Consider the following 21,140-nt stretch of genomic DNA (forward strand, 5'->3'; position numbering starts at 1 on the left):
GGATTGGTACATGTAACCCCCACAGATCGAACGATATTTTCAGAACCGTATTATTTAGATAACTATTCCTATTTTGGGTGGGAAGTATCCAATCAAAAAAATAGTCAGTATCCCGTACAATATGAGATTATTAAAGATGGGACAATGTTGAAAAGCGGAATGGTTCCAAAAGGTACGAGCATAAATGGAATGTTACCTAAATCGGGTAAAGGCGAATATATATTGGTTTTAAAATGTAATAAGGGGTATTCAACAGGCTGTTCTGCTACCGGTATGGTTGTGATTGCAATGGAATAAAGCGTATTCCTGCTTATCCATTAAATATGTGGAACTTTCTCAATATTTGTCGACGATAATGTGTGGTAAAATAAATGTGAATATGAAATCCTTTCCTTTGTTCATAAAATAAACGCAAAGAAGAAACGCTTTCATAAGGATTGCGTTTTTTCTTTTTGTAGCAAATTTGTTAATTAAAGTGAAATATTCTCGGTATCCCTGTTTTGTACGCAGATCATTCCGTAAGATATTTCTCAACCTATGAAATCTAGTAAAGTAGAATCCATTATTGTATGGTTGTATATGCCATATATAACACTTTATTGGAGGGGTTTTACAAGATGAAATTACGAAACAATCAATTTATTTTAATTCCTAGTATTCTTGCTTGTTGTAGTTTTATGATAGCGGCGCCCTGTTCTGCGGCAGCGTTACCGACAGGAGAAAATATCGTAGATTCTTCGAGACAAGTTGTAGATGTATCACCAAATCAACCAGGTGGCTCTACAGCGTATCAATACACAGGATCGGAATGGTTAGATATCACACAAGTCTTTCAAAAAAATAATACCGTCTATCTTCGATTAGCTCCAGAAGGAGCAATGGATGCACCAGGACCATTGATTTTACCCCAAAAAATGAGCAACCTATTCATAAAAAATACAAACAATTTAAAAGGATGGTACATGTATAAATACATGCGATATATAAAATATCCGAATATACAAGAACTTCGATTTGATTTTTATGATAAGAATCAGCAATATCAAGGAACAGCTTCCACGACCTATTGGTTACCTTAAATCACTTATCAATCAGTAGAACGAGTACTCGCGATGATATTTTAACATATACCAAAATATGAAAGGAGATTTACGTATGAAAAAAGCAATATGCAAGGTAGGTGTCATAGGCCTACTTGGAATTTCTATGATTTCTACTTCACTATTTGGTAATATCAGTGTAGCTTTTGCACAGGAACAAGAAACGACGTATGCAACTCAGTATGAATTTACAATGAATAACTTGAATCAATATAATGGTTTGAGAGTGAAAGAATTGGGAAATCCTACTATTTATTTAATTGATAATGGAACAAAAAGAGGAATTACTAGTCCGGCGGCAATGGATAAGTATAATTTTAGGTGGGACATGCCTATCATGCCAGCATGGATGGAACATACGATTCCAGATGGAACATCTATTCATTCTTAAAAAAATCAGGACATAATTTTTACAAAGCCGGGCAAAAATGCCCGGCTTTTCTGAGGACATAAAGAACAAATACGTGAAAGTCATTATATATAGGAGGACAAAATCATGCGAAATTTTGTAAAAAAGACCTGGCCATTTGCAGTTGTGGTTGTGGCGTCGTTAGTAGTTACTTCGGTAGCAACCTGGAATGTTACGCGTTCTAGTAAAGTGAATGCAGACGAAAAGAACAGTAATACGAAGATTAAAAATGTGATTGTATTAATTGGAGATGGTATGGGGCCTTCTTATATGACAGCACATCGCTATATGAAAGATAATCCTAAAACGTTTGAAATGGAATCCACTGCATTTGATACATACCTTGTAGGCACACAAAAGACTTATTCAGAAGATGAACATGAAAACATTACGGATTCTGCATCAGCAGCGACTGCAATGGCGTCGGGTGTGAAGACATATAATGCGGCAATCTCAGTTGATAATGATAAAACAGCAGTGAAAACAGTTCTTGAGCAAGCAAAAGAACACGGGAAATCAACAGGACTAGTCGCAACTGCTGAAATTACCCATGCGACACCAGCTGCTTTTGGGGCGCATGATATTCATCGCGACAATATGGATGCCATAGCAAATGATTATTTTGATGAAAAAGTGAAAGGGAAGCATAAAGTCGATGTGATGCTTGGTGGTGGCAGGAAAAACTTTGTAAGAGAAGATCGTAATCTTACAGAGGAATTTAAGAAGTCTGGTTATAGTTATGTAACTGATCGAGAACAACTATTACAGGATAAAAATGACCAAATCATTGGTTTATTTGCGCCAGGCGGATTAGATAAGATGATTGATCGTGAGGATAATACGCCGTCATTAGAAAAAATGACACAGTCAGCCATTGAACGTTTGAATAAAAATAAAAATGGATTCTTCTTAATGGTGGAAGGCAGCCAAATTGACTGGGCTGGACATGATAATGATATTGTCGGTGCCATGAGTGAGATGGAAGATTTTGAAAGAGCGTTTAAAACGGCAATTAAGTTTGCGAAAAAAGATAAGCAGACACTAGTTGTTGCAACTGCAGACCACTCTACTGGCGGTTTATCTGTAGGAGCAAATGATGCGTATAATTTTAAAGTGGAACCAATTAAGGCTGCAAAACGTACACCTGATTTTATGGCCAAAGAGATTGTAAAAGGGGCAAGTGTAGAAGAGACATTGGACACATATATTGATTTAGCATTAACATCAGAAGAAATACAGGCTATCAAGGAGGTCGCTCCATCAAAGGATGTGGTCAAGATTGATAATGCTATTGAATCCATTTTCAACAAGCGTTCCATCACGGGTTGGACGACAGGTGGACATACAGGTGAAGATGTGAATGTGTATGCATTTGGACCAGGTAAATATGTATTCTCCGGTGTTCAAGAAAATACAAATATAGCAAAACATATCTTTGCTATTGTCGGTGGTAGTGATCCAAATAAGGGAAGACAATAATTAAAAAGCGTGTGGGAACTTAGTCTTCCCTTTTGTTTCAGATAGTACTGTTGTAAATTTATTATTTTTCTGCACATTTCATTTACGAATAGCATGTACAGAATGGAACGTGTATACAAGGAGATGTCAGATAAAGTGAAAGTCTGTAAGAAACGAAAAACGGTAGTACAAACATCAGAAGCGATATGGGACGAGAAGTGTCAACAAGCAATTGTTTTATTTAATGAGGGAATAGCCTATCCAGACATCGCAAAAAAGGTTGGATGTCATGTGAGTAATCTATATAGAGAATTGAAAAAACGTGATTTGTTCCAGTTTCCAGAGTAATGTAGCATGGCGAAGACTTTGAAATCTTACGGATTAAACAAAGCATCACTTGATACATGTTAAGAGGATTCCCTTAACATGTATCGTGTCTTCTCCAAATTTTGCAAGACGTGATTTAGAATAGTAGGTGTGTGCTACAGTTTCAGTCACACTTCTTATATAATAGGGGTAGTGAGACGGTTCATGCTCTAGTCCGTCAGATGATTTACATAAAATAGAAAAAACCTACTGTTTCAAAGTAGGTTCAATTTATCTAACATTCTTGTTCGAGATGGGTTTGTATACAGTAATGTAGTGTGTATATTAGAATGACCGGCTATATGTGCCACTTCATGTACATCAAAACCATTTTCCAGTGCGTGTGAACAAAAATAATGTCTTAAATCATGTGGCTTTAAGACAATCTCTAATCCCGCTAATTTACTATATTTTTTAAACATATCATTTACAGTCATGCGGCTTAATTTTGGTCCTTTATTTGATACAAATAAATAAGGGCTCTTTTTATATTTGTGTACGTTTCGTTCTATTAAATAGTTTTTTAATGCTTGTATCACTTTTTGATTTAATAAAACAGTTCGTTGTTTATCGCCTTTCCCAGAACGAATAACTAATTCTGATGAAGAAAGATACAAGTCTTGCTGTAAATCCACTTGTAAAGCTTCGCTAATTCTACACCCTGTATGCATTAATAATATGACTAAAGCATAATCTCGTACTTTTTTTGTTTCTACAATTGCTTGTAAAAATTTATGTACTTCTTTTTCTGAAAACTGAGCTGGAGAAGCATAGTCTTGTTGAATTTTCTTTTTCATATTTTTTGAAATAACAAGTTCATTCTGAACATCAATTGTAATAAGAAACTCATTATATTTTTGAAGGGCTGCCAATTTTACATTTATAGTTTTAGCACTTCTTTTTTTTACATGTTGGAGATATTGTAAATAATCTTTCACATTTTGAGGATATAAAGCCGTTGGTTCTTTATCAAAAATATCTATAAACCAAGAAGCGTATTCTTGTATTGCTAATTTATAATTATAAATGGTGTTTTTTGTTTTTTCTTCTGATCTGAGATGTGTTACAAAACTTTCTATTAATTTCATTGCGCCTCCATCAGTTATGTTTGGTTTTATATAATAATTGTAACATATTCCGAAAAGTAATTAAACATAATTGATATTATGTTTGATTTTCAAAGGCGCAGATTATAAATACCGTAAGGTCTACATTTTTAAGTTCTTATGATACTTTCAACTTAATTGGTATTCGTTTATCCATATTTAGTTTAAATGTCCCATATGGATTAATATGTATATAAAATAAAGGTGTTAGCCCTCTAAAATCTTCTGGTATCATTTTTTTGAGCCAATATTGATCGTTATCATATAGGACTTCTTGGATCATCAAAGTGTTCATATAAATTAAACAATTTTGCAGTAACTGAAGGGATAAAGCAGATACTTCTTGATCTTCTACAGAATTAGAACGCATTTCATTATTTTTTCCGTAAAAAATAAATCCATTTCCTGCATTCCAACTTTCTACTGTATTCAACCCTTCATGAATCTCTCTACGAATTTCTTCGAAATGTAAATACTCACACAAAAAAATAGTTTTAATCGCTTTTCCTAATTCGCACAAAGCACGATATGTTGGATGTTGAGTTTCCCTAGTAAACCTTTTTAAAATAGATTCAGCTGATGCAGTTCCTAAACGTAGAGCGGTTGTATATTTAATAATCTGTTCATACTGTTGACGAATAAGGTCCCAATTAATCGGTTTACTTAAAACAGGTTGTAAATGAGGATATTCCTCATTCATTCCAGTGTCAGGACGATACAATTTTTGAGAACCAATATTTTTAAAACGAGGCATCAGTTTGAAATCAAGTATATGACAAAACGCAAATGCAACCACACTTTGTCCATGTGTATCTACGTAGTTTCGATCTACTTCCATATCCGTACAGTGACGCAGCACCCCTTCCATCATCGATGCGACTTCTGAAGAGAGACAGGATTTTAATTGAGAATAAATACAGGCAGATTTTCGATCTACGTGCCAATATATCATGACTCCATTCTTTCTGTAGCGAGGATGCCATTCTGTGAGTAGATTTTGATTCCATGCTCCCAACTGCTTGGAATCAGAAGCACAGGCAGTGGTAGCTTCTCCCCAGACTTCTTTCCTTCGATGATGCAAAATTTTATTCGTTATTTCTGCATTTGCTTTTCGTAAATTATCTTTGTGTATAAATTTTTGACGAATATACCGAAGGTCATGATAACTTTCTTGATTGCTACCTGCAGAAACCGCTTTTAATCCCGTGTTTGTTCCTAAGCCAAATATACTAAGCAGCAAACGCCGTTGTATAGTTTCACGATCTAAAATTTCTCTACCTGCTATACTCTTAAAATGCTTCGTAAAGTTTGTATGAAAATCTGTTTCTTTTAATATATCTAGTAAATTCGTATCTGGCCAATAATTATGGACAGCTTTTTTTATTTGAGGTAAATGTGGAGGTTCTAATTGTTTTTCTAATGGTGTAACTTGAATCCAGCCTTTATTCGATTTGGTAATGATTTTGATTTTTTCATTATTTTTTTCTTCAAATCCTTGATTCAATAAGGTTAAGCGATCCTTCATCGTTTGCATAATATTTGAGATAAATTGTTCTACATCAAGGGGAACATTCAATGCTTGAAAATATTCTTCTTTGCAGTCATCAAAGTCTTGTGGTAAATCCTCTTCGGGATTTCGATAGCGATCTGCCCCTACAATCCAAATTTCTTTGCATCTAAGACGAGTTCGTAAAGACTGTAAAACAGCAATTTCATAATTAATTCGATTCACCCGGTGAATGCCTTTACTGTCTGTTTCAATAATGATATCTTGCCATTTTGACCGGATTACACCCTGAACCGGGATGTTTTCATCAATCGCAAAATAACGTTGACCACTATTTGCATAATCTCGAATAAGTTCAACAGCTTCAATGATGGGTTGATGAGTAACATTATTAGACCTAAATTCCAAGTTTTCTAATATTGCAAAAAATGCTCTTCGGTAATGTCCTTGATACGAAGTATGCATTTTTGTGTAAATTCTTTCTTTATATTCTCTTTTACTTTTCTTCATTTCGTAACTACTCAGCCACCTTTCGGTGTCTTTTTTAAATTTTACTAGTTTCATATGCCTCCCATTTGTAAATACTGAGTATATCAAACAGGGGAGGTGAATCTTATGGTCGATCGAAAAATTATTTTAGATACATATAAAAAAGGACCTGAAGCTGTTATTTCTTTATTTGAAGAAACATTTTCTAAGTTAGAAAAACGTATACAAGAACTAGAAAATGCTTCAAAAAAAAACTCCAAAAATAGTCATAAGCCACCTTCTACAGATGGTTTGGGTAAGCCCGTTACAAAAAGTTTGCGCAAACCGTCTCATCGTCAAACGGGTGGCCAGTTGGGCCACAAGGGACATACTCTTGGTTTGACAGCGACTCCAGATCATACGATTACACATTCTCCTACATATTGTACTTGTTGTCATACTTCCTTGAACCACGAGCCTGTAAAAGGGTATCGCATTCGCCAAGTGTATGACTTACCACCTATTCAGATCGAAGTGACAGAACATAAAGTAGAACAGAAAGAATGCCCACATTGCCATTCTATCCAAGAAGCCCAATTTCCTTCGACAGTATCTCGTCCTGTTCAATATGGTCCAAATATAAAAAGACTGATTCCCTATTTAACGCATTATCAATGCATTTCTTTGAAGCGAACAAAAGAATTCTTTCAGGATTGTTTTGGACATTCTATAAGCGAAGGAACCCTGGTAAATCATGGTTCTGGTGCAACAATAGTGGAATGTGAAAAAAGAATAGAAGATTCCTAACGGAATGGAACTTTATGCTGTTAAACCAAAGAGTTCATTGATAAGATATATCTGCTTTTGGACAGACTTCTCCCCTTGGAGAGTTTGTCCTTTTTTGATCATATGCATAGCTTCTATTCCAGTAATCATTTTTATAGCTGTAGGGAATGATTTCAATCCTAGCATATTCCGAATCCGTTTTTTGATAAACCGATGATCTTGCTCAATGATATTGTTTAAGTATTTTTTTACACGAAGTGGTATACCGTGTGGTATACACTTTTCTTCCTTTAGTTCACGTACTGCAACAGGATAGGCTTTATCGCCATCAGCAGTTATCGAACGAGGTTTTGTGGCATGAACAGAAGCCAAGGCTTTCTTTAGAAAACGTTTGGCAGCCTTCGCATCTCTTTTACGACTTAAATAAAAATCAATCGTGTTTCCTTCAGAATCAATCGCGCGATATAAGTACATTTTCTCTCCTTTGATTTTGATGTATGTTTCATCCACACGCCAAGAATCATTGGTTGGTTTCAAATGTTTTCGAATACGCTCATTTAATTCTGGTCCATATTGATGCACCCATCGCATAATTGTTGTATGTACTAAGAATAATCCTCTTTCCTCCATCATTTCCACTAAATCACGAAGACTTAAGTTGTACCGCAGGTACCAACGTACGGTTAATACAATGATATCAGGCTGATACTGTTTCCATTTGAATATATTTTCTTTTTCCATACTGATCACACACCTTTTTTTAGTAATAGCACCAGTATTGCCAAGTTTGAAAGAGCATTTTCAAATCATTTCGCTTTTTTGCACCAGAACCTTCTGAAGGAAATACGATTGACTTCAATCTTAGTAAAACTAGAAATCATAAGGCTGCAAAGCGATTCTTTAAGAAAGCTTTGCAATCTTTTCATGCCTCAAAACCTCGTACAATTACAATTGATAAAAATCCTGCTTATCCAGTTGCTATCACCAAATTAAAGAACGAGAAAAAAGTGCCGTTAGGCACTCAAATTCGGCAGATAAAATATCTAAATAACGTAGTGGAGCAAGACCATCGCTTCATTAAAAAACGTGTACGCTCTATGTTAGGTTTTAAATCTTTTGGCACAGCTACATGTATGCTTGCGGGAGTAGAAGCCATGCACATGATAAAAAAAGAACAGGTGGATTTACAGAATCAGTCTGTTCGCAATCAAAAAGAATTTATTCATCAATTATTTGGATTAACAGCGTAAAGAATGATTCCAGTAGGAATCCTCATTATTTTTTGGGAATGTATCCTTTATTTGCACCAGAACCAAACCATTCGTTCCATATAGATTGGTTGTATCAACATGATCAAAACTAAAATATATCATGATAATCAGATCATCGATCTGCTGTTGTTCATTTTCAACTGCATTCCTCCCCATTCAAATCCCCTTTAAAGTTAACCTTGCTACGTAAAAAACTTTGATATAACTTCAGTTAACCGAAGTTATATCAAATAAAAGAATATTTCAGGTAAAAACCAAAACAGAACAAATTCAATGAAGAAATTCAAGCTGTATATACATTTGGCTTTTTTTCAAATGAAAATAATTTTTATATCATAATATACAAATGTCTTGCATATTATTGTGTACGTACGGTAATTGGTATAGAATACAAAAAAAGCATCACTCTTTTTCATTCATTTTTCAGCTTGCGCATGAGGAAGTTATTGGGTAATCATCTTCTTCTCGCAGAATACAGTAAGGGAGAGTGTTTGTATGTTTAACCAATCGCTATTTGGGGATTCTAAACCATTACTACAAGAAATCGATCTAAAAATGAGTATAATGGAGTCTATACTTCTACTTCATTCTACTTCTGACTATGCGGATACAAAAGAAGTATATAAGGTTCATCAAATCCTTTTAGAAATGTTGAACTTGTTGCTGATTTTGGAACAAGAGCCTACGATGGCATCACTTGCAAAAGAGTTAAGTCTACAACTACAAACCATCCAAGAACAGTACAATAAAATCATTGGTACAAGTTAAAAACAGCACTTTTTGAAGAAGAAATGAAAATATCCTCATTCTGATACGAATGACACGTAACTATAAAAAAAGACTTGGATACAAATCCAAGTCTTTTTGTCAGCAAGTACATATTCGTCTAGAAGGCTTAGTGACAGGGTAGCTGCTGTAGTCCGCAAGGTGGTTTCCAGTTATAGTAAAAAATATGGGTTTATCATTAACATAATTGTTTGCTTTTTTACAAAAAGGTTCATAACTCTTAAAGTTTTGAACCTAAATTTTATATGCAGGAATTACAGGGTTTCGCTCGATGTCATAACTTATGTTTATAAACAGCAAAAAATTGAATGACTTTTGATAAAATACCGTATGCTGTGTAACCCTTCATACTTTTAATATCTCCTTCAGGAGGGATTTCAAGGGTTCTGGTGCAAAAAAGCGAAATGATTTGAAAATGCTCTTTCAAACTTGGCAATACTGGTGCTATTACTAAAAAAAGGTGTGTGATCAGTATGGAAAAAGAAAATATATTCAAATGGAAACAGTATCAGCCTGATATCATTGTATTAACCGTACGTTGGTACCTGCGGTACAACTTAAGTCTTCGTGATTTAGTGGAAATGATGGAGGAAAGAGGATTATTCTTAGTACATACAACAATTATGCGATGGGTGCATCAATATGGACCAGAATTAAATGAGCGTATTCGAAAACATTTGAAACCAACCAATGATTCTTGGCGTGTGGATGAAACATACATCAAAATCAAAGGAGAGAAAATGTACTTATATCGCGCGATTGATTCTGAAGGAAACACGATTGATTTTTATTTAAGTCGTAAAAGAGATGCGAAGGCTGCCAAACGTTTTCTAAAGAAAGCCTTGGCTTCTGTTCATGCCACAAAACCTCGTTCGATAACTGCTGATGGCGATAAAGCCTATCCTGTTGCAGTACGTGAACTAAAGGAAGAAAAGTGTATACCACACGGTATACCACTTCGTGTAAAAAAATACTTAAACAATATCATTGAGCAAGATCATCGGTTTATCAAAAAACGGATTCGGAATATGCTAGGATTGAAATCATTCCCTACAGCTATAAAAATGATTACTGGAATAGAAGCTATGCATATGATCAAAAAAGGACAAACTCTCCAAGGGGAGAAGTCTGTCCAAAAGCAGATATATCTTATCAATGAACTCTTTGGTTTAACAGCATAAAGTTCCATTCCGTTAGGAATCTTCTATTCTTTTTTCACATTCCACTATTGTTGCACCAGAACCCTTCAGAATCAACCGCACGGTATAAATACATCCATTGCCCTTTTACTTTTATATACGTTTCATCCACTCGCCATGAATCATTTGTTTGTTTCAGATGACATCGGATACGTTTATCCAGTTCCGGTCCGTATTGATGGACCCAGCGCATAATCGTTGTATGTGCTAAGGATAATCCTCTTTCTTCCATCATTTCCACCAAATCTCGAAAACTTAGATTGTACCGTAGGTACCAACGTACAGTTAATAAAATTATATCTGGTTGGTAATGCTTCCATTTTAACAAATTGTCCTTTTTCATACTGATCACACACCTTTTATAGAGTAATACTATCAGTATGTCCAAGGTTTAGAGATTACTTGCAATTCCTCGAATCTTTTTGCACCAGAACCTGAATGATCATACCAGGACTTTTGAATTGTCTAAACATAGATTTGAAGAAACAATTTCATTAGAGCAAGCATATAAAATCCCTGCACATCATGCGATTATAAGCGTAAGAGCTGGTGGAGAAATGCAACCGGCATTTATTTGCCATATGGCTCCGCCAGTAAAGCAACAATATGATAATAGCTTTCTTACAAAAAGGCATTCTCGTATGTATGGCCGTTCGTGGGCAGAATTACAACAAAAGTACGGATAATTCAAATGAAGAAGGAGTTGTTTGGGTTCTGGTGCAAAAAAAGCGAAATGATTTGAAAATGCTCTTTCAAACTTGGCAATACTGGTGCTATTACTAAAAAAAGGTGTGTGATCAGTATGGAAAAAGAAAATATATTCAAATGGAAACAGTATCAGCCTGATATCATTGTATTAACCGTACGTTGGTACCTGCGGTACAACTTAAGTCTTCGTGATTTAGTGGAAATGATGGAGGAAAGAGGATTATTCTTAGTACATACAACAATTATGCGATGGGTGCATCAATATGGACCAGAATTAAATGAGCGTATTCGAAAACATTTGAAACCAACCAATGATTCTTGGCGTGTGGATGAAACATACATCAAAATCAAAGGAGAGAAAATGTACTTATATCGCGCGATTGATTCTGAAGGAAACACGATTGATTTTTATTTAAGTCGTAAAAGAGATGCGAAGGCTGCCAAACGTTTTCTAAAGAAAGCCTTGGCTTCTGTTCATGCCACAAAACCTCGTTCGATAACTGCTGATGGCGATAAAGCCTATCCTGTTGCAGTACGTGAACTAAAGGAAGAAAAGTGTATACCACACGGTATACCACTTCGTGTAAAAAAATACTTAAACAATATCATTGAGCAAGATCATCGGTTTATCAAAAAACGGATTCGGAATATGCTAGGATTGAAATCATTCCCTACAGCTATAAAAATGATTACTGGAATAGAAGCTATGCATATGATCAAAAAAGGACAAACTCTCCAAGGGGAGAAGTCTGTCCAAAAGCAGATATATCTTATCAATGAACTCTTTGGTTTAACAGCATAAAGTTCCATTCCGTTAGGAATCTTCTATTCTTTTTTCACATTCCACTATTGTTGCACCAGAACCGTTGTTTGTGATGAACGATTTAGCAAAAGAACTCAATGAAACATTTCAAAAATATCAAGTTGGTCCACATGAAATGGCATATTGGATGTATCTTACATTAGAACGTATGACAGAGGATTATAGTGAGATATATGAGCAAGAATATACAAAAGAAGAAATGAAACGATTAGAGGGTGTAACAGACGCCTTAAATAGAATTACAAATCAATGCTGGTGGTTACTAAAATAAGTAAGTAAAAGGACAAGACAAATATTTCTTGTGCTTTTTATATTTTCCAGAAATCTTGTGACTGTGCATAGGGATCAACTTTTCGAATGGCTTTTAATAATTTTTTCATTATGATTGGTGTGGGTATATACGTTTTATCACGACAAGCTTTTGTAATTGTTGGCAGAGAAATATCAGAAGCACGGGCAATTTTTTGTTGCTCTATCCCATGACGATCTAGCCATTTTTTTAAGGGTGTTTTGTTATCTTTAAAAAACATTCTCCATCTCTCCTAAACTTGTATAATTTGATTACAAGTTTGGACAAAATTTTTAAATTATATTCGATGTAGTTTAATATTTTTTTAATTATGGGTGGAATATCAAAGTTTCATAGATCAATCCGACGAACGATTTCCCTAATTTTTCACTAGGAATCTGGTATACATATATTGCAACGATTTCACGTAAATATCCGTAAGAAAATCGTTGCATATGACCATTACTAAAAAAATGTAAAGTCTTATATAAATTTCCGTAAAGAATTAGTACAATAAAACTATATTGCAAGTGTAGCATACCTATAGTGGAGGTGATTACATGGAGGAGAAACGCGATGTTGTGGGTGAAGTACATTTAAAAACAATAGATGTCTCCCATATCACTAATTTAGCTGAAAGTACTATTAGAAAGTATAGCTTAGAGTTAGAAAAACAGGGATATCGTTTCAATAAAGATGGTGACACAAGACTATATCACACTGATGATGTGACCGTGTTTAACACACTGAAAGAAATTAGAGAGAAAACTAAAGTTTCTTTAAGTCATGCTGTTGCTGTGTTGATAACGCAGCAGCCGAAGCCGTTACAGAGTGTAGCGGCTAAAGAAGTTGCTGTATCAATGGTTGAAGGGCGAGAGGAACAACACGCACTACAAATCGTATCACTAGAAATTCAAAAGCATTTTGAAAGTATGAAAGCAGAATTTATAAGTTTTCGAGAAGAGCTTGAAACGGAGCGTCATAAAAACCAAGAATTAGAGAATAAACTTGATCTTATTATGGATGAGTTGAAAAAATTAAATAGTAAAACCAATACTATTAATCAAGAACCAAAACGAAAAAAGTTATTTGGACTGTTTTAAGTTTACAAAGCAAAAAAAGGTTGCTCATATAAAGAGCAACCTTTTTTGCTGCATTATGCATAGGGATCACCGTCTAAATCATTTAGTTTATTCCATGATGTATTTTCTTCATCATGGGATTCCCCAGGATTCGTTATCTCTTGACTTGTTTTGATATGCGTTTGAGCCGAAACAGATGTATGAACAGATGTTGAATCTTCATCATGTTTGATTGTTAAAGGCTTTGTTTCGTTATCCAGTGCAAATGTATATTTCCGCGGTAAAATTTCCGCTACATCTGTATTACCAATTTGTTTATGAAGCTGTTGCGCCGCATACAAAAAGAACATTGTAAGATCACTTTGTTTGTTAATAAGATCGATCATTTCTGGTGAAATGTCTTTCTTAATATAGACATTTGCTCTATCACCAGCTTTGTATATTTTACGAGCCATTATTTTTCACCGACAGGAGCAAGCGCTTTTTCTTTTAATTCTTCAAATCTTGGAGAGCATGTGTACACAAGTAATCCGCGTGCATTTACGAAAAGTGGGTCTTTTAGGAAAATAACATTTGTTAAACGTCCTTTTTGCTCTAAAATTTGCTGTAGGCTTTCTTTTACGATTGCGGCACCGCCACCATAAATGAATACATACGGATCGTCTTTCATATCATCAATTTTATTAATAATATCAGTTGCAATTCGATTTGCTAAACCTAATAATGCGCCGCGTGATGCCTCTTTTAAACGAATATGACGAGGATGTTCAGAATCAAGATAAATTACATTAAATTCAGTAATACTGTCTACTGTCTTTTGTTTATTGTTTAAGTTCCAAACCTTGATAATATCAAGTAAAGTTTCTTTTACTCCATATGGTAAACCACGACTCATTTTATGTTTAAAGCTAACACCATGAGAAACAACTTCTTCTGTCGTACCAGCGCCAATATCGAATGATAATATTGTTTTGTCAACAAAGTCTATTTCTGTGGTTTTGCCTTCTGTAGCTTCTACTTTTCTTTTGATGGTTTTACCTTTTTCATCATAAACGATCCCCCATGAACCCGCCGCGCCTTCTGGTAAACACTTGCAAAATTCAATTTGGATATTAACTACTACTTCACGTCCGCTTGGGTGGTGGAATTTTACCGTATGATGATTCATATAACGCTCTACAAAGTCTTGTGCTGTTTGAGGCGTGATTGTTGCGACAGGTAATGCAACAGAAAGATCATAAGTAACATCAATTTTGTCTTTATTTGGTTGTTTTTTCATAGCTGTAATTGCTAAACCAGCTAATGTAACAAGTAGTACAAGATCATCTTTCGATTTATCAGATTTCTTTTCCATTTCAATACCTTTAATATTTTCATCAATCACTTTTTGACCAATGATATAACGCAAATTGTTTGCTTTTAAGGTAGGTGATGAAATTGTAACATCAATGTTATTTTCTAATTCTTCAACAGAAATATCCTCATCACTCAAAATGTTTGTTGCTTCTCCAATGTGATGTGAATAAATACTTGGTATGAATAAAGGATCAAGACCTAATACATTTAGCTTTAAACCACTATTTCCCGCGTCTGCACCAGCTTTAAGAATTGTCATATATAAAAACCTCCTAAAGATTATTTTTTATCGATTAACTTAATTCCATTATATGCTAAACGCGACAAAAAAGTCAATACAATTTCATACAAATGAATAAAAATAAATACAAATCAATACAAAATACCTGCAAAACTTCATAAAAAGCGTTAAAATACCAGCAATTTTTATATCGATAAGTGTTAACTTGTAATCATTTGTATTGACTTATATTTACTTTCCCTTGAATGATATATAAAAGCCCTGGCTTTCTTTGAACTGCACCAGGGCTTTTAAAAGTTAATTAGATTGTGTTTGTTTTGCTCTTGATTCCAGAATTGAGTGTATCTATGCAATGCTTCAACGCTTTTTAATCCTAAATAAGCTTTAATTTCAATGGGTTTCATACCGTTTTGTAAAGCATTCAAAATAAAGCGATTCCGCAACATAGTAGGCGTAACCTTAATTTCAGCCCGTTTTTCCTCTTTTTGTAACATCCGTTGAACGGCGATTCTTGTTAAGGCAGCCGGTTGATCTTTGTCATAATCCCAACGGAATGTTTGTGGAGCAAAATCGAACGCAACAAAGAAGGGATCCCCTGTCTGTTGACGTGGCCGTATGAGTTTTGGAATCTGCTTGTAATAGGATAAGGCAAGCTTTACATCTTCTTTGGATAGGGTAATAGAGCGCTTATAAGCATGCAAACCGCCTGGCGTGATAATATTGGTTCCGAAGTGGATATCATGCATAGAAAGCGTGATAATGTCCTGAATAGATAGCCCGTAATGTAGCATAAAACGAACCAATAGGAGATTGCGGTCCATAATGAACTTCCTACCAGATGCTTGGTATTCCGTCAATCCGTTATAGCTTCGCATGAATCGGAATAACTTTTCTATTTCTTGATCGGATGCAAAGTGCTTAGAAGTGATTTTTGGTGGCGCTACGTCGCTTTTTAAACTGTCTGCGGCACCGTAAAACTGTAAAAAGTTGATTACAATACCTCGTACACGTTTTACATTCGAAATTGAAGCTCCACGTTCCTCTCTAAGAACTTTTAAGTAACGCTCTAATACATTCGCATCAAAAGAACGTAAAACGTCTTCTGGAGGTAATTTGGAGCGTTTCTGAATCCAGGAGACAAAAATCGATAGATCATACCGATATTGCTTGATGGTTGAAGGCTTTCGGCCTCGTTTTAACAAATCAGTAAGGAACAAATCAAGGGAGGAATCCCATGTCATAGCTATATACTCCTTTGTCTTAAAAATTGTGTACTGCAATTATATCGGGAAACCATAAAGACATACAATAGGGGATTCTAGCTTTGATCGTTTGGTTTTTTCGCTGATCCCAGCTTTTGTCATGCCGGAGGGATTTTCTGCTGCACCGCCAAAGCGACGTATGCGAGGACAGTACGGAGACACGAGGGCCGGGCTAGACAGGAGAAGGCGCAAGAGGCAGAGACACGTGCGATAAGTGAAAGACGAATGATGTGTGGGGTATCTGAGGGAAGACACGTAGCGAATACTGGGGGCCGCCGCGCCGTGAATGTAGTTGTAGAAACTTTCTGCCTGTCAACGGAATCTGATTCATAGCTGAATCGAGATACCCTTAACAGGAGAGTTGAGCCTTCCCCCTTTATATTTGGATGTAGTAATTCCTCCAATAGTATCCATACTTGAGAATACTTTTGAACGGATGAGTAATTGATGACTGCGAACATGAATGATTCATAAGGTATTCATCAAAGTTTCATTGCTTTTTCATCACATCAATTGCTTACAAATAGAGTTTCTCTTGTAACAAATTCATGCGTATGGTTTCTTTTTAAAACTATGATCTATATAGAAAATAGACGAATAATTTTACATTGTGATTCACTGTTTGTTACATATGATACGGCATGAGATAGTAGTAACATTTTGATAATTGAATTACAAAGATAAGTGGAAATTCTAGTTATATACTTAAAAATGGGATCATGAAACGAAGAAGGAAAAATTCAAAAAATTTTATAGGATACTCTTATTTATTAAATCTTGTTTTAAAAGTATTAAAAACATTAAATATATTAGGATTTATTTTTGGACTTTTATCCCTACTCTCGCAAGGGATTAGAGATTTCTTCTTATTTAATTCTTTATTTAATTGCTGATGAAAGTCAGCTAGCATTCTATGATAAATTTCGCGTATTTTTTTGCTGAAAACGGCGTTGATATTTTGAAGTTAAATAATAAGATTAATAGATTTTAAAAATAACAGGTATGATTGCATGACAAAAAGCCTTGTCAGCTTCCATTTTTTGAACAAGGCTATCGTATCCTTATTTTGTTGTGAGAAACAGAAGTTAAGAGTTAGGATCTAGCATCTCTTTGAATTTTTTAAAGTTAATGTTTACTCTAGACTTTCTATCTTTTTTATACTTTTCCATACGTATGTTCCTATACTCGTGAAGTTTCTTTGTGTACATCTTTATGAAATGCGCAGGCGTACTTACATCTGCTTGGTTATGTTCAAACCAACGTACACACTCTTCGAAAGTCTTTTTTGCCTCCCAGTCAACATCTGGTGGCATACGTAAAGCAATTGTATAAGCATCTTTTTCAGTAATACTTGTGTCTTGCGTCAAAATGTACATGTAAAGCTTCTTTTGCGCATCGCTCATGTGTTCATCCATCTCACGAAATCTAAGTTCTAATTTTTTATCTTCGTCAGAATTCGTTTCTTGTTCCTCAACTTCTACTTCAACAGGTTCGATAGGAGTGAATAAGTCAAAACCGTGGCATGTAGAGACTGGAGGATTATCTTCTTTATTTGTTTCTTTCGTCTTTTTCTTACCAATTTTCTTGGACAAAAACGCAGTGAATGTAGAAAAAATATCGATTGTTAATGCCCATTTCTGTTTAAAGTACTCAATAATTTTCAAGTAATTATTATGTAAGCTTAAAATATAAATAGATGGCGCAATTTTACCATGACGTCTGGTTTTAATTTGATGACATACTTCCAGATCTTCTAACCAGTTCAGAATAAAGTTGATGAGTGGTACCGAAATACCCGATTTTTGGCTAATTTGTTCTTGTCTAACTTGGGAAAATCCCTCTTGAACAAGATAGGCAAGCACGGTTTCAAGTGCTTGATATCGGCGTGGAGTTTGTTCGAAGTATTCTTTTGTCGTTTTCCCTTCACATTCGAATAGGATACTATCAATATCTTTAATTACGCTTCTGACTGCTTGATTAATAGCTCCCGTTTTCCCCTTAGGAATACGATAGATTTGCTGGCTTAGTTCTCGTTTTGCGGTACTGAGTAAAAAATTAGTTAATAGCATAAAAAACCCTCCTATTTTTCCACCACAATTAAACAGGAAAAACAGAGGTTTTATATTCACATTAGATATACGTTATGGTATAATTTTAGTATCAAGTTTGATACTAAAGAAAAACACATATAACTATAGTGTGAATTAAAGCCCCTATCTCTTGGAGTTTTTAATTGGTTTGAGTTTGGCGACCTGATCCAATTAAAAACTGTGCGGTGGGGTTTTTATTTTTTTATAATTAATGTTTCAAACTAATGATTAGGCTGTTATTAAAAATACATATCGTTAAGAACTATTTTACACATACTTTTTTCAAATATCAACTAGTAATAGGTTAGAAGCAACTAATAAATGCGGCTATTATTTTCTGAATATTCAAAAAATAATATAGAAATATGCAAAATTCCATAATGGAACGAAACTTTTTCTAATCTCTGTTAAAATATATTTACAGAAAATTCTTTTAATATAATAAACTTTTTATATTTATATATTAAAAGATAAGGGAGGATGTGACAAGGGGTATGCTTTTAGAGAAGATACAGAAGGATTTAACTAATAGAAGTATTACAAATAGACAGCTTGCTGATTTGTTAGGTGTTAGTCATTCTAAAGTGAATCAATCTTTTTTGGGTAAGAGAGAATTTGACTTTTCGGTTTATGCAGAGATATTAAACATGTTATATCCCCATGATTATTCTTTTCGAAAGACAGAAGTGTTTAATTATTGTAACCAAGCTCAAAGGAAAGTTAATTTAAGAGTAGCACTTGAATATATAGACATGTGTGGCGAATTGGAGTTATTAGAATATTTAATTGATCAAGAAAAACAATCAAATAATTTGCTGAATCGTAAGTTTGCGAGAGCTTATGAATTACTGTATTTACGAAATGCCGATGAAATTAACCCGTGTGAATTTTTGAAGTTGGTAAAGGGGGAAATAGGAAAGCAAAAAAATGCAGAAGATACAAGTAAAGTTCCTATGGAGTTTGCTCTGATTTACGCCTTTTTTGATTCAAGAAGCTACAATTTAGTAAGTGCAAATATTGATGAGTTAAAGGGTGAAATTGAAAAAATAAAAAATCCCTTTTTAAAATCGTCATATGAATTAAGAACTATGGAGTTATTGGCCACATGTTTTCATAGGAATAACGAATTAGAAAGAGCTAGAGAACTATGTGATGATATGATTTCCAGAAATGGAAGAGTATCTTTACTTCCAAAGGCTACAGCATATTGTATTATGGGGGAGACATATATACTAACAGACTACGAATTGTCTAAGTATTATTTAGATAAAGGGTTAAGTTTGGTGACTTCTCCTAGTAATCAAAAAATGCGTAAAAAACAGCAAATGCTACAAACAACACTGGATTTTTTAAATATTCATTTTGAAAAAAATTTAGATCTTATAAATCCTATAAATCCAACAGAACAGGGATACTTGTATATAAAAAAAGACATGAAACAAAAAGCAGATTCTCTAATGGAAGAAACTAAAAAACAAAACGGTTTTCTTACACCACTTCAATTTTTTGTTCAAGCTCTAGCAAGAGATGATATGAACTTAATGAGGCAGGCTTTATTGGCTTTTGAACGAAATAATGATTTGTTCTATGCGGAACTTCCAAAAAATGTGTTAAAATAAATGCAGAGGTGGTTAAATATGAAGGGATGGGCAAAACGATTATATTTATTCGCCAAGATAGCGGCGTTAACAACACTTACGATGCAAGTAAGTATCACGAAAATTTTACAATATATGGTAGATCCTGGTGGAGGAGCTGGGTAATTGATGTTAAAAATGACACTACACTTGTAGTGTCATTTGTCGTTTAAGGAGTGGAACGCTTGTTTGTATGGCCTAAAATTTCGTTCCACTCGTACATAAAAAATTCGTAAAGGAGTAATTAATTTATGAAAAAGAAGAATTTATGTAAGCGAGTTGATTATGACTTTTTGGTAAGAGTATTGTCACAAACAGGTAACTATGTTGAATTGCATAGTAAATTACAGACTTATATTAAAGAAAATAGAAATTTTAAATCTAATATTAGACAAAAAGCTAATTAAAAAAGCAAAGAATTTATTTCTTTGTTTTTTTTAATTTATAACCAAGAAATTCAAGGTATTCTAAAAGTCCTTTTTCAATATCATGGCGTTCATCCTCTGGAAGATCGTCCAAGTCTTCATATAATTCTTTTGCTAAACGACTTATTTCATTTTTATTGACATCATTATCATTTCCAACTAAATAATCCACAGATACGCCAAAATAATGAGAGATTTTCACTAACATTTCATAATTGGGTTCGTATCCAGAGTTTTCCCAATTCGATATAGTTGTTTGTGCAATTCCAAGTACTTTTCCAAGCGCAGTAGCACTAATGTTTTTTTTGTTTCGTAACTCTCTTAATCTTTGTCCAAACATGGTTCCAGCTCCTTTTTAACTTTTTTTATGTTTAAATAAAAAAAAATAACTACTTTAATGTTTACTTTCGGCTTAAAGCCGAATATAATTGTAATTAAGATAGGGGGTGAGATATTTGGTATCTTTACAAGAATATAAAACTCAATTACGTCATTGCAGGGAATCACAAAGCCTTAATATTAAAGAGCTTTCGGATGCTTTAAAAGTTCCAAGGAGTACCCTATATGACGTTGAAACGGGAAGAAGAAGTCTCAATGCCCAAAAGGCGAAGTGTTTGGCAGACTCTCTAGGGGTCCCAATTGATCATTTATTCTTTCCGACGTATTATCGGGCATTGCCAATGTAAAGTAATATACATTCAATATATAGTTAATATTCATTTGATGTATATTGCAAATAAAATTAGGCTTAAAGCCGAAAAAATTATTACT

22 protein-coding genes and 6 pseudogenes are annotated in these 21,140 nt (G+C 34.3%); 17 read left to right on the top strand and 11 right to left on the bottom strand.

The genetic code is table 11. The features are described from left to right. From AC3WVZ_RS33435 to AC3WVZ_RS33455, 5 genes and pseudogenes are all read left to right on the top strand, one after another. A partial coding sequence (locus AC3WVZ_RS33435) for a hypothetical protein (RefSeq protein WP_492310919.1) occupies nt 1–297 on the top strand: 297 nt, incomplete at its 5' end. Between the two features lie 320 nt (nt 298–617). Then, nucleotides 618–1,079 carry a hypothetical protein gene (locus tag AC3WVZ_RS33440; RefSeq protein WP_233937137.1) on the top strand — a complete coding sequence of 154 codons (462 nt, stop codon included), beginning with the start codon at nt 618–620 and terminating at the stop codon, nt 1,077–1,079. A gap of 76 nt (nt 1,080–1,155) precedes the next feature. Then, complete coding sequence (locus AC3WVZ_RS33445) at nt 1,156–1,491, top strand: hypothetical protein (protein WP_233937138.1); 336 nt, start codon at nt 1,156–1,158, stop codon at nt 1,489–1,491. Between the two features lie 105 nt (nt 1,492–1,596). Continuing rightward, nucleotides 1,597–2,988 (top strand): alkaline phosphatase, encoded by a 1,392-nt coding sequence (locus tag AC3WVZ_RS33450; RefSeq protein ID WP_233937139.1) that lies wholly within the window; start codon nt 1,597–1,599, stop codon nt 2,986–2,988. Between the two features lie 138 nt (nt 2,989–3,126). Then, nucleotides 3,127–3,315 (top strand): annotated as a pseudogene (locus tag AC3WVZ_RS33455) (helix-turn-helix domain-containing protein); the annotation flags it as partial. 233 nt (nt 3,316–3,548) lie between these two features. Here the strand turns inward: AC3WVZ_RS33455 and AC3WVZ_RS33460 are convergent. Both AC3WVZ_RS33460 and AC3WVZ_RS33465 read right to left on the bottom strand, forming a co-directional pair. After that, the gene (locus AC3WVZ_RS33460) at nt 3,549–4,421 is read right to left on the bottom strand and encodes a tyrosine-type recombinase/integrase (protein ID WP_233937140.1); all 873 of its coding nucleotides are present in this window, start codon (nt 4,419–4,421) and stop codon (nt 3,549–3,551) included. A 136-nt stretch (nt 4,422–4,557) separates the two neighbouring features. Beyond that, nucleotides 4,558–6,459 (bottom strand): annotated as a pseudogene (locus AC3WVZ_RS33465) (Tn3 family transposase); the annotation flags it as partial. Between the two features lie 102 nt (nt 6,460–6,561). Here AC3WVZ_RS33465 and AC3WVZ_RS33470 point away from each other — a divergent pair. Then, nucleotides 6,562–7,170: pseudogene (locus tag AC3WVZ_RS33470) on the top strand (DUF6444 domain-containing protein); the annotation flags it as partial. A 63-nt stretch (nt 7,171–7,233) separates the two neighbouring features. Here the strand turns inward: AC3WVZ_RS33470 and AC3WVZ_RS33475 are convergent. Continuing rightward, on the bottom strand, nt 7,234–7,941 hold the full coding sequence (locus AC3WVZ_RS33475; protein WP_100910607.1) for an IS6 family transposase: 708 nt from the start codon (nt 7,939–7,941) through the stop codon (nt 7,234–7,236). A 92-nt stretch (nt 7,942–8,033) separates the two neighbouring features. Between AC3WVZ_RS33475 and AC3WVZ_RS33480 the strand changes: the two are divergent. After that, nucleotides 8,034–8,450, top strand: a pseudogene (locus AC3WVZ_RS33480) (IS6 family transposase); the annotation flags it as partial. On the opposite strand, the gene AC3WVZ_RS33485 reads toward AC3WVZ_RS33480, so the two are convergent. Continuing rightward, nucleotides 8,439–8,627 (bottom strand): hypothetical protein, encoded by a 189-nt coding sequence (locus AC3WVZ_RS33485; protein WP_233937142.1) that lies wholly within the window; start codon nt 8,625–8,627, stop codon nt 8,439–8,441. The pseudogene AC3WVZ_RS33480 and the gene AC3WVZ_RS33485 overlap by 12 nt on opposite strands. Nucleotides 8,628–8,966: 339 nt before the next feature. Here AC3WVZ_RS33485 and AC3WVZ_RS33490 point away from each other — a divergent pair, with 339 nt between their 5' ends. Together AC3WVZ_RS33490 and AC3WVZ_RS33495 are read left to right on the top strand one after the other, a co-directional pair. Further along, nucleotides 8,967–9,239: a hypothetical protein gene (locus tag AC3WVZ_RS33490; protein WP_078188157.1), complete on the top strand. Its 273-nt coding sequence runs from the start codon at nt 8,967–8,969 to the stop codon at nt 9,237–9,239. Nucleotides 9,240–9,730: 491 nt separating this feature from the next. Further along, a complete protein-coding gene (locus AC3WVZ_RS33495) occupies nt 9,731–10,438 on the top strand; it encodes an IS6 family transposase (RefSeq protein WP_100910607.1) in 708 nt (235 codons plus the stop codon). Between the two features lie 61 nt (nt 10,439–10,499). Here AC3WVZ_RS33495 and AC3WVZ_RS33500 read toward each other — a convergent pair. Then, nucleotides 10,500–10,799, bottom strand: a pseudogene (locus tag AC3WVZ_RS33500) (IS6 family transposase); the annotation flags it as partial. A 91-nt stretch (nt 10,800–10,890) separates the two neighbouring features. Between AC3WVZ_RS33500 and AC3WVZ_RS33505 the strand changes: the two are divergent. The 3 genes and pseudogenes from AC3WVZ_RS33505 to AC3WVZ_RS33515 form a co-directional block, all read left to right on the top strand. Continuing rightward, nucleotides 10,891–11,142: pseudogene (locus AC3WVZ_RS33505) on the top strand (hypothetical protein); the annotation flags it as partial. A 116-nt stretch (nt 11,143–11,258) separates the two neighbouring features. After that, nucleotides 11,259–11,966, top strand: a complete 708-nt coding sequence (locus tag AC3WVZ_RS33510) for an IS6 family transposase (RefSeq protein WP_100910607.1) — start codon at nt 11,259–11,261, stop codon at nt 11,964–11,966. Between the two features lie 73 nt (nt 11,967–12,039). Continuing rightward, complete coding sequence (locus AC3WVZ_RS33515) at nt 12,040–12,258, top strand: hypothetical protein (protein ID WP_233937164.1); 219 nt, start codon at nt 12,040–12,042, stop codon at nt 12,256–12,258. Nucleotides 12,259–12,295: 37 nt separating this feature from the next. Here the strand turns inward: AC3WVZ_RS33515 and AC3WVZ_RS33520 are convergent, their stop codons facing one another. Next, entirely contained in the window at nt 12,296–12,517 is a 222-nt protein-coding gene (locus AC3WVZ_RS33520; protein ID WP_085313370.1) for a helix-turn-helix domain-containing protein, read from the bottom strand. A gap of 319 nt (nt 12,518–12,836) precedes the next feature. Here AC3WVZ_RS33520 and AC3WVZ_RS33525 point away from each other — a divergent pair, with 319 nt between their 5' ends. Then, the gene (locus AC3WVZ_RS33525) at nt 12,837–13,379 is read left to right on the top strand and encodes a hypothetical protein (protein ID WP_233937144.1); all 543 of its coding nucleotides are present in this window, start codon (nt 12,837–12,839) and stop codon (nt 13,377–13,379) included. Nucleotides 13,380–13,432: 53 nt separating this feature from the next. On the opposite strand, the gene AC3WVZ_RS33530 is transcribed toward AC3WVZ_RS33525, so the two are convergent. The 4 genes from AC3WVZ_RS33530 to AC3WVZ_RS33545 all read right to left on the bottom strand — a co-directional run bounded on the left by AC3WVZ_RS33530 (nt 13,433) and on the right by AC3WVZ_RS33545 (nt 18,286). After that, nucleotides 13,433–13,813, bottom strand: a complete 381-nt coding sequence (locus tag AC3WVZ_RS33530; protein ID WP_233937147.1) for a hypothetical protein — start codon at nt 13,811–13,813, stop codon at nt 13,433–13,435. Further along, on the bottom strand, nt 13,813–14,973 hold the full coding sequence (locus AC3WVZ_RS33535; RefSeq protein ID WP_233937148.1) for a ParM/StbA family protein: 1,161 nt from the start codon (nt 14,971–14,973) through the stop codon (nt 13,813–13,815). The genes AC3WVZ_RS33530 and AC3WVZ_RS33535 overlap by 1 nt, the downstream gene beginning before the upstream one ends. A 272-nt stretch (nt 14,974–15,245) precedes the next feature. Beyond that, nucleotides 15,246–16,196, bottom strand: coding sequence for a tyrosine-type recombinase/integrase (locus tag AC3WVZ_RS33540; RefSeq protein WP_233937149.1), 951 nt, complete (start codon nt 16,194–16,196; stop codon nt 15,246–15,248). A gap of 1,106 nt (nt 16,197–17,302) precedes the next feature. Next, a complete protein-coding gene (locus AC3WVZ_RS33545) occupies nt 17,303–18,286 on the bottom strand; it encodes a Replicase RepFR55 (protein ID WP_233937151.1) in 984 nt (327 codons plus the stop codon). A 515-nt stretch (nt 18,287–18,801) separates the two neighbouring features. On the opposite strand from AC3WVZ_RS33545, the gene AC3WVZ_RS33550 reads away from it, so the two are divergent. From AC3WVZ_RS33550 to AC3WVZ_RS33560, 3 genes are all read left to right on the top strand, one after another. Further along, on the top strand, nt 18,802–19,926 hold the full coding sequence (locus AC3WVZ_RS33550) for an AimR family lysis-lysogeny pheromone receptor (RefSeq protein WP_233937152.1): 1,125 nt from the start codon (nt 18,802–18,804) through the stop codon (nt 19,924–19,926). Nucleotides 19,927–19,944: 18 nt separating this feature from the next. Next, nucleotides 19,945–20,070 carry a hypothetical protein gene (locus tag AC3WVZ_RS33555; RefSeq protein WP_282082080.1) on the top strand — a complete coding sequence of 42 codons (126 nt, stop codon included), beginning with the start codon at nt 19,945–19,947 and terminating at the stop codon, nt 20,068–20,070. A gap of 125 nt (nt 20,071–20,195) precedes the next feature. Next, the gene (locus AC3WVZ_RS33560) at nt 20,196–20,351 is read left to right on the top strand and encodes a hypothetical protein (protein ID WP_233937153.1); all 156 of its coding nucleotides are present in this window, start codon (nt 20,196–20,198) and stop codon (nt 20,349–20,351) included. A 13-nt stretch (nt 20,352–20,364) separates the two neighbouring features. On the opposite strand, the gene AC3WVZ_RS33565 is transcribed toward AC3WVZ_RS33560, so the two are convergent. Then, entirely contained in the window at nt 20,365–20,709 is a 345-nt protein-coding gene (locus AC3WVZ_RS33565; RefSeq protein ID WP_233937155.1) for a helix-turn-helix domain-containing protein, read from the bottom strand. A gap of 115 nt (nt 20,710–20,824) precedes the next feature. Between AC3WVZ_RS33565 and AC3WVZ_RS33570 the strand changes: the two genes are divergently transcribed. Continuing rightward, nucleotides 20,825–21,055, top strand: coding sequence for a helix-turn-helix domain-containing protein (locus tag AC3WVZ_RS33570; RefSeq protein WP_233937156.1), 231 nt, complete (start codon nt 20,825–20,827; stop codon nt 21,053–21,055). Nucleotides 21,056–21,140: the final 85 nt, after the last annotated feature.

The sequence above is a fragment of the Bacillus sp. CPT56D-587-MTF genome (genome assembly GCF_058792335.1).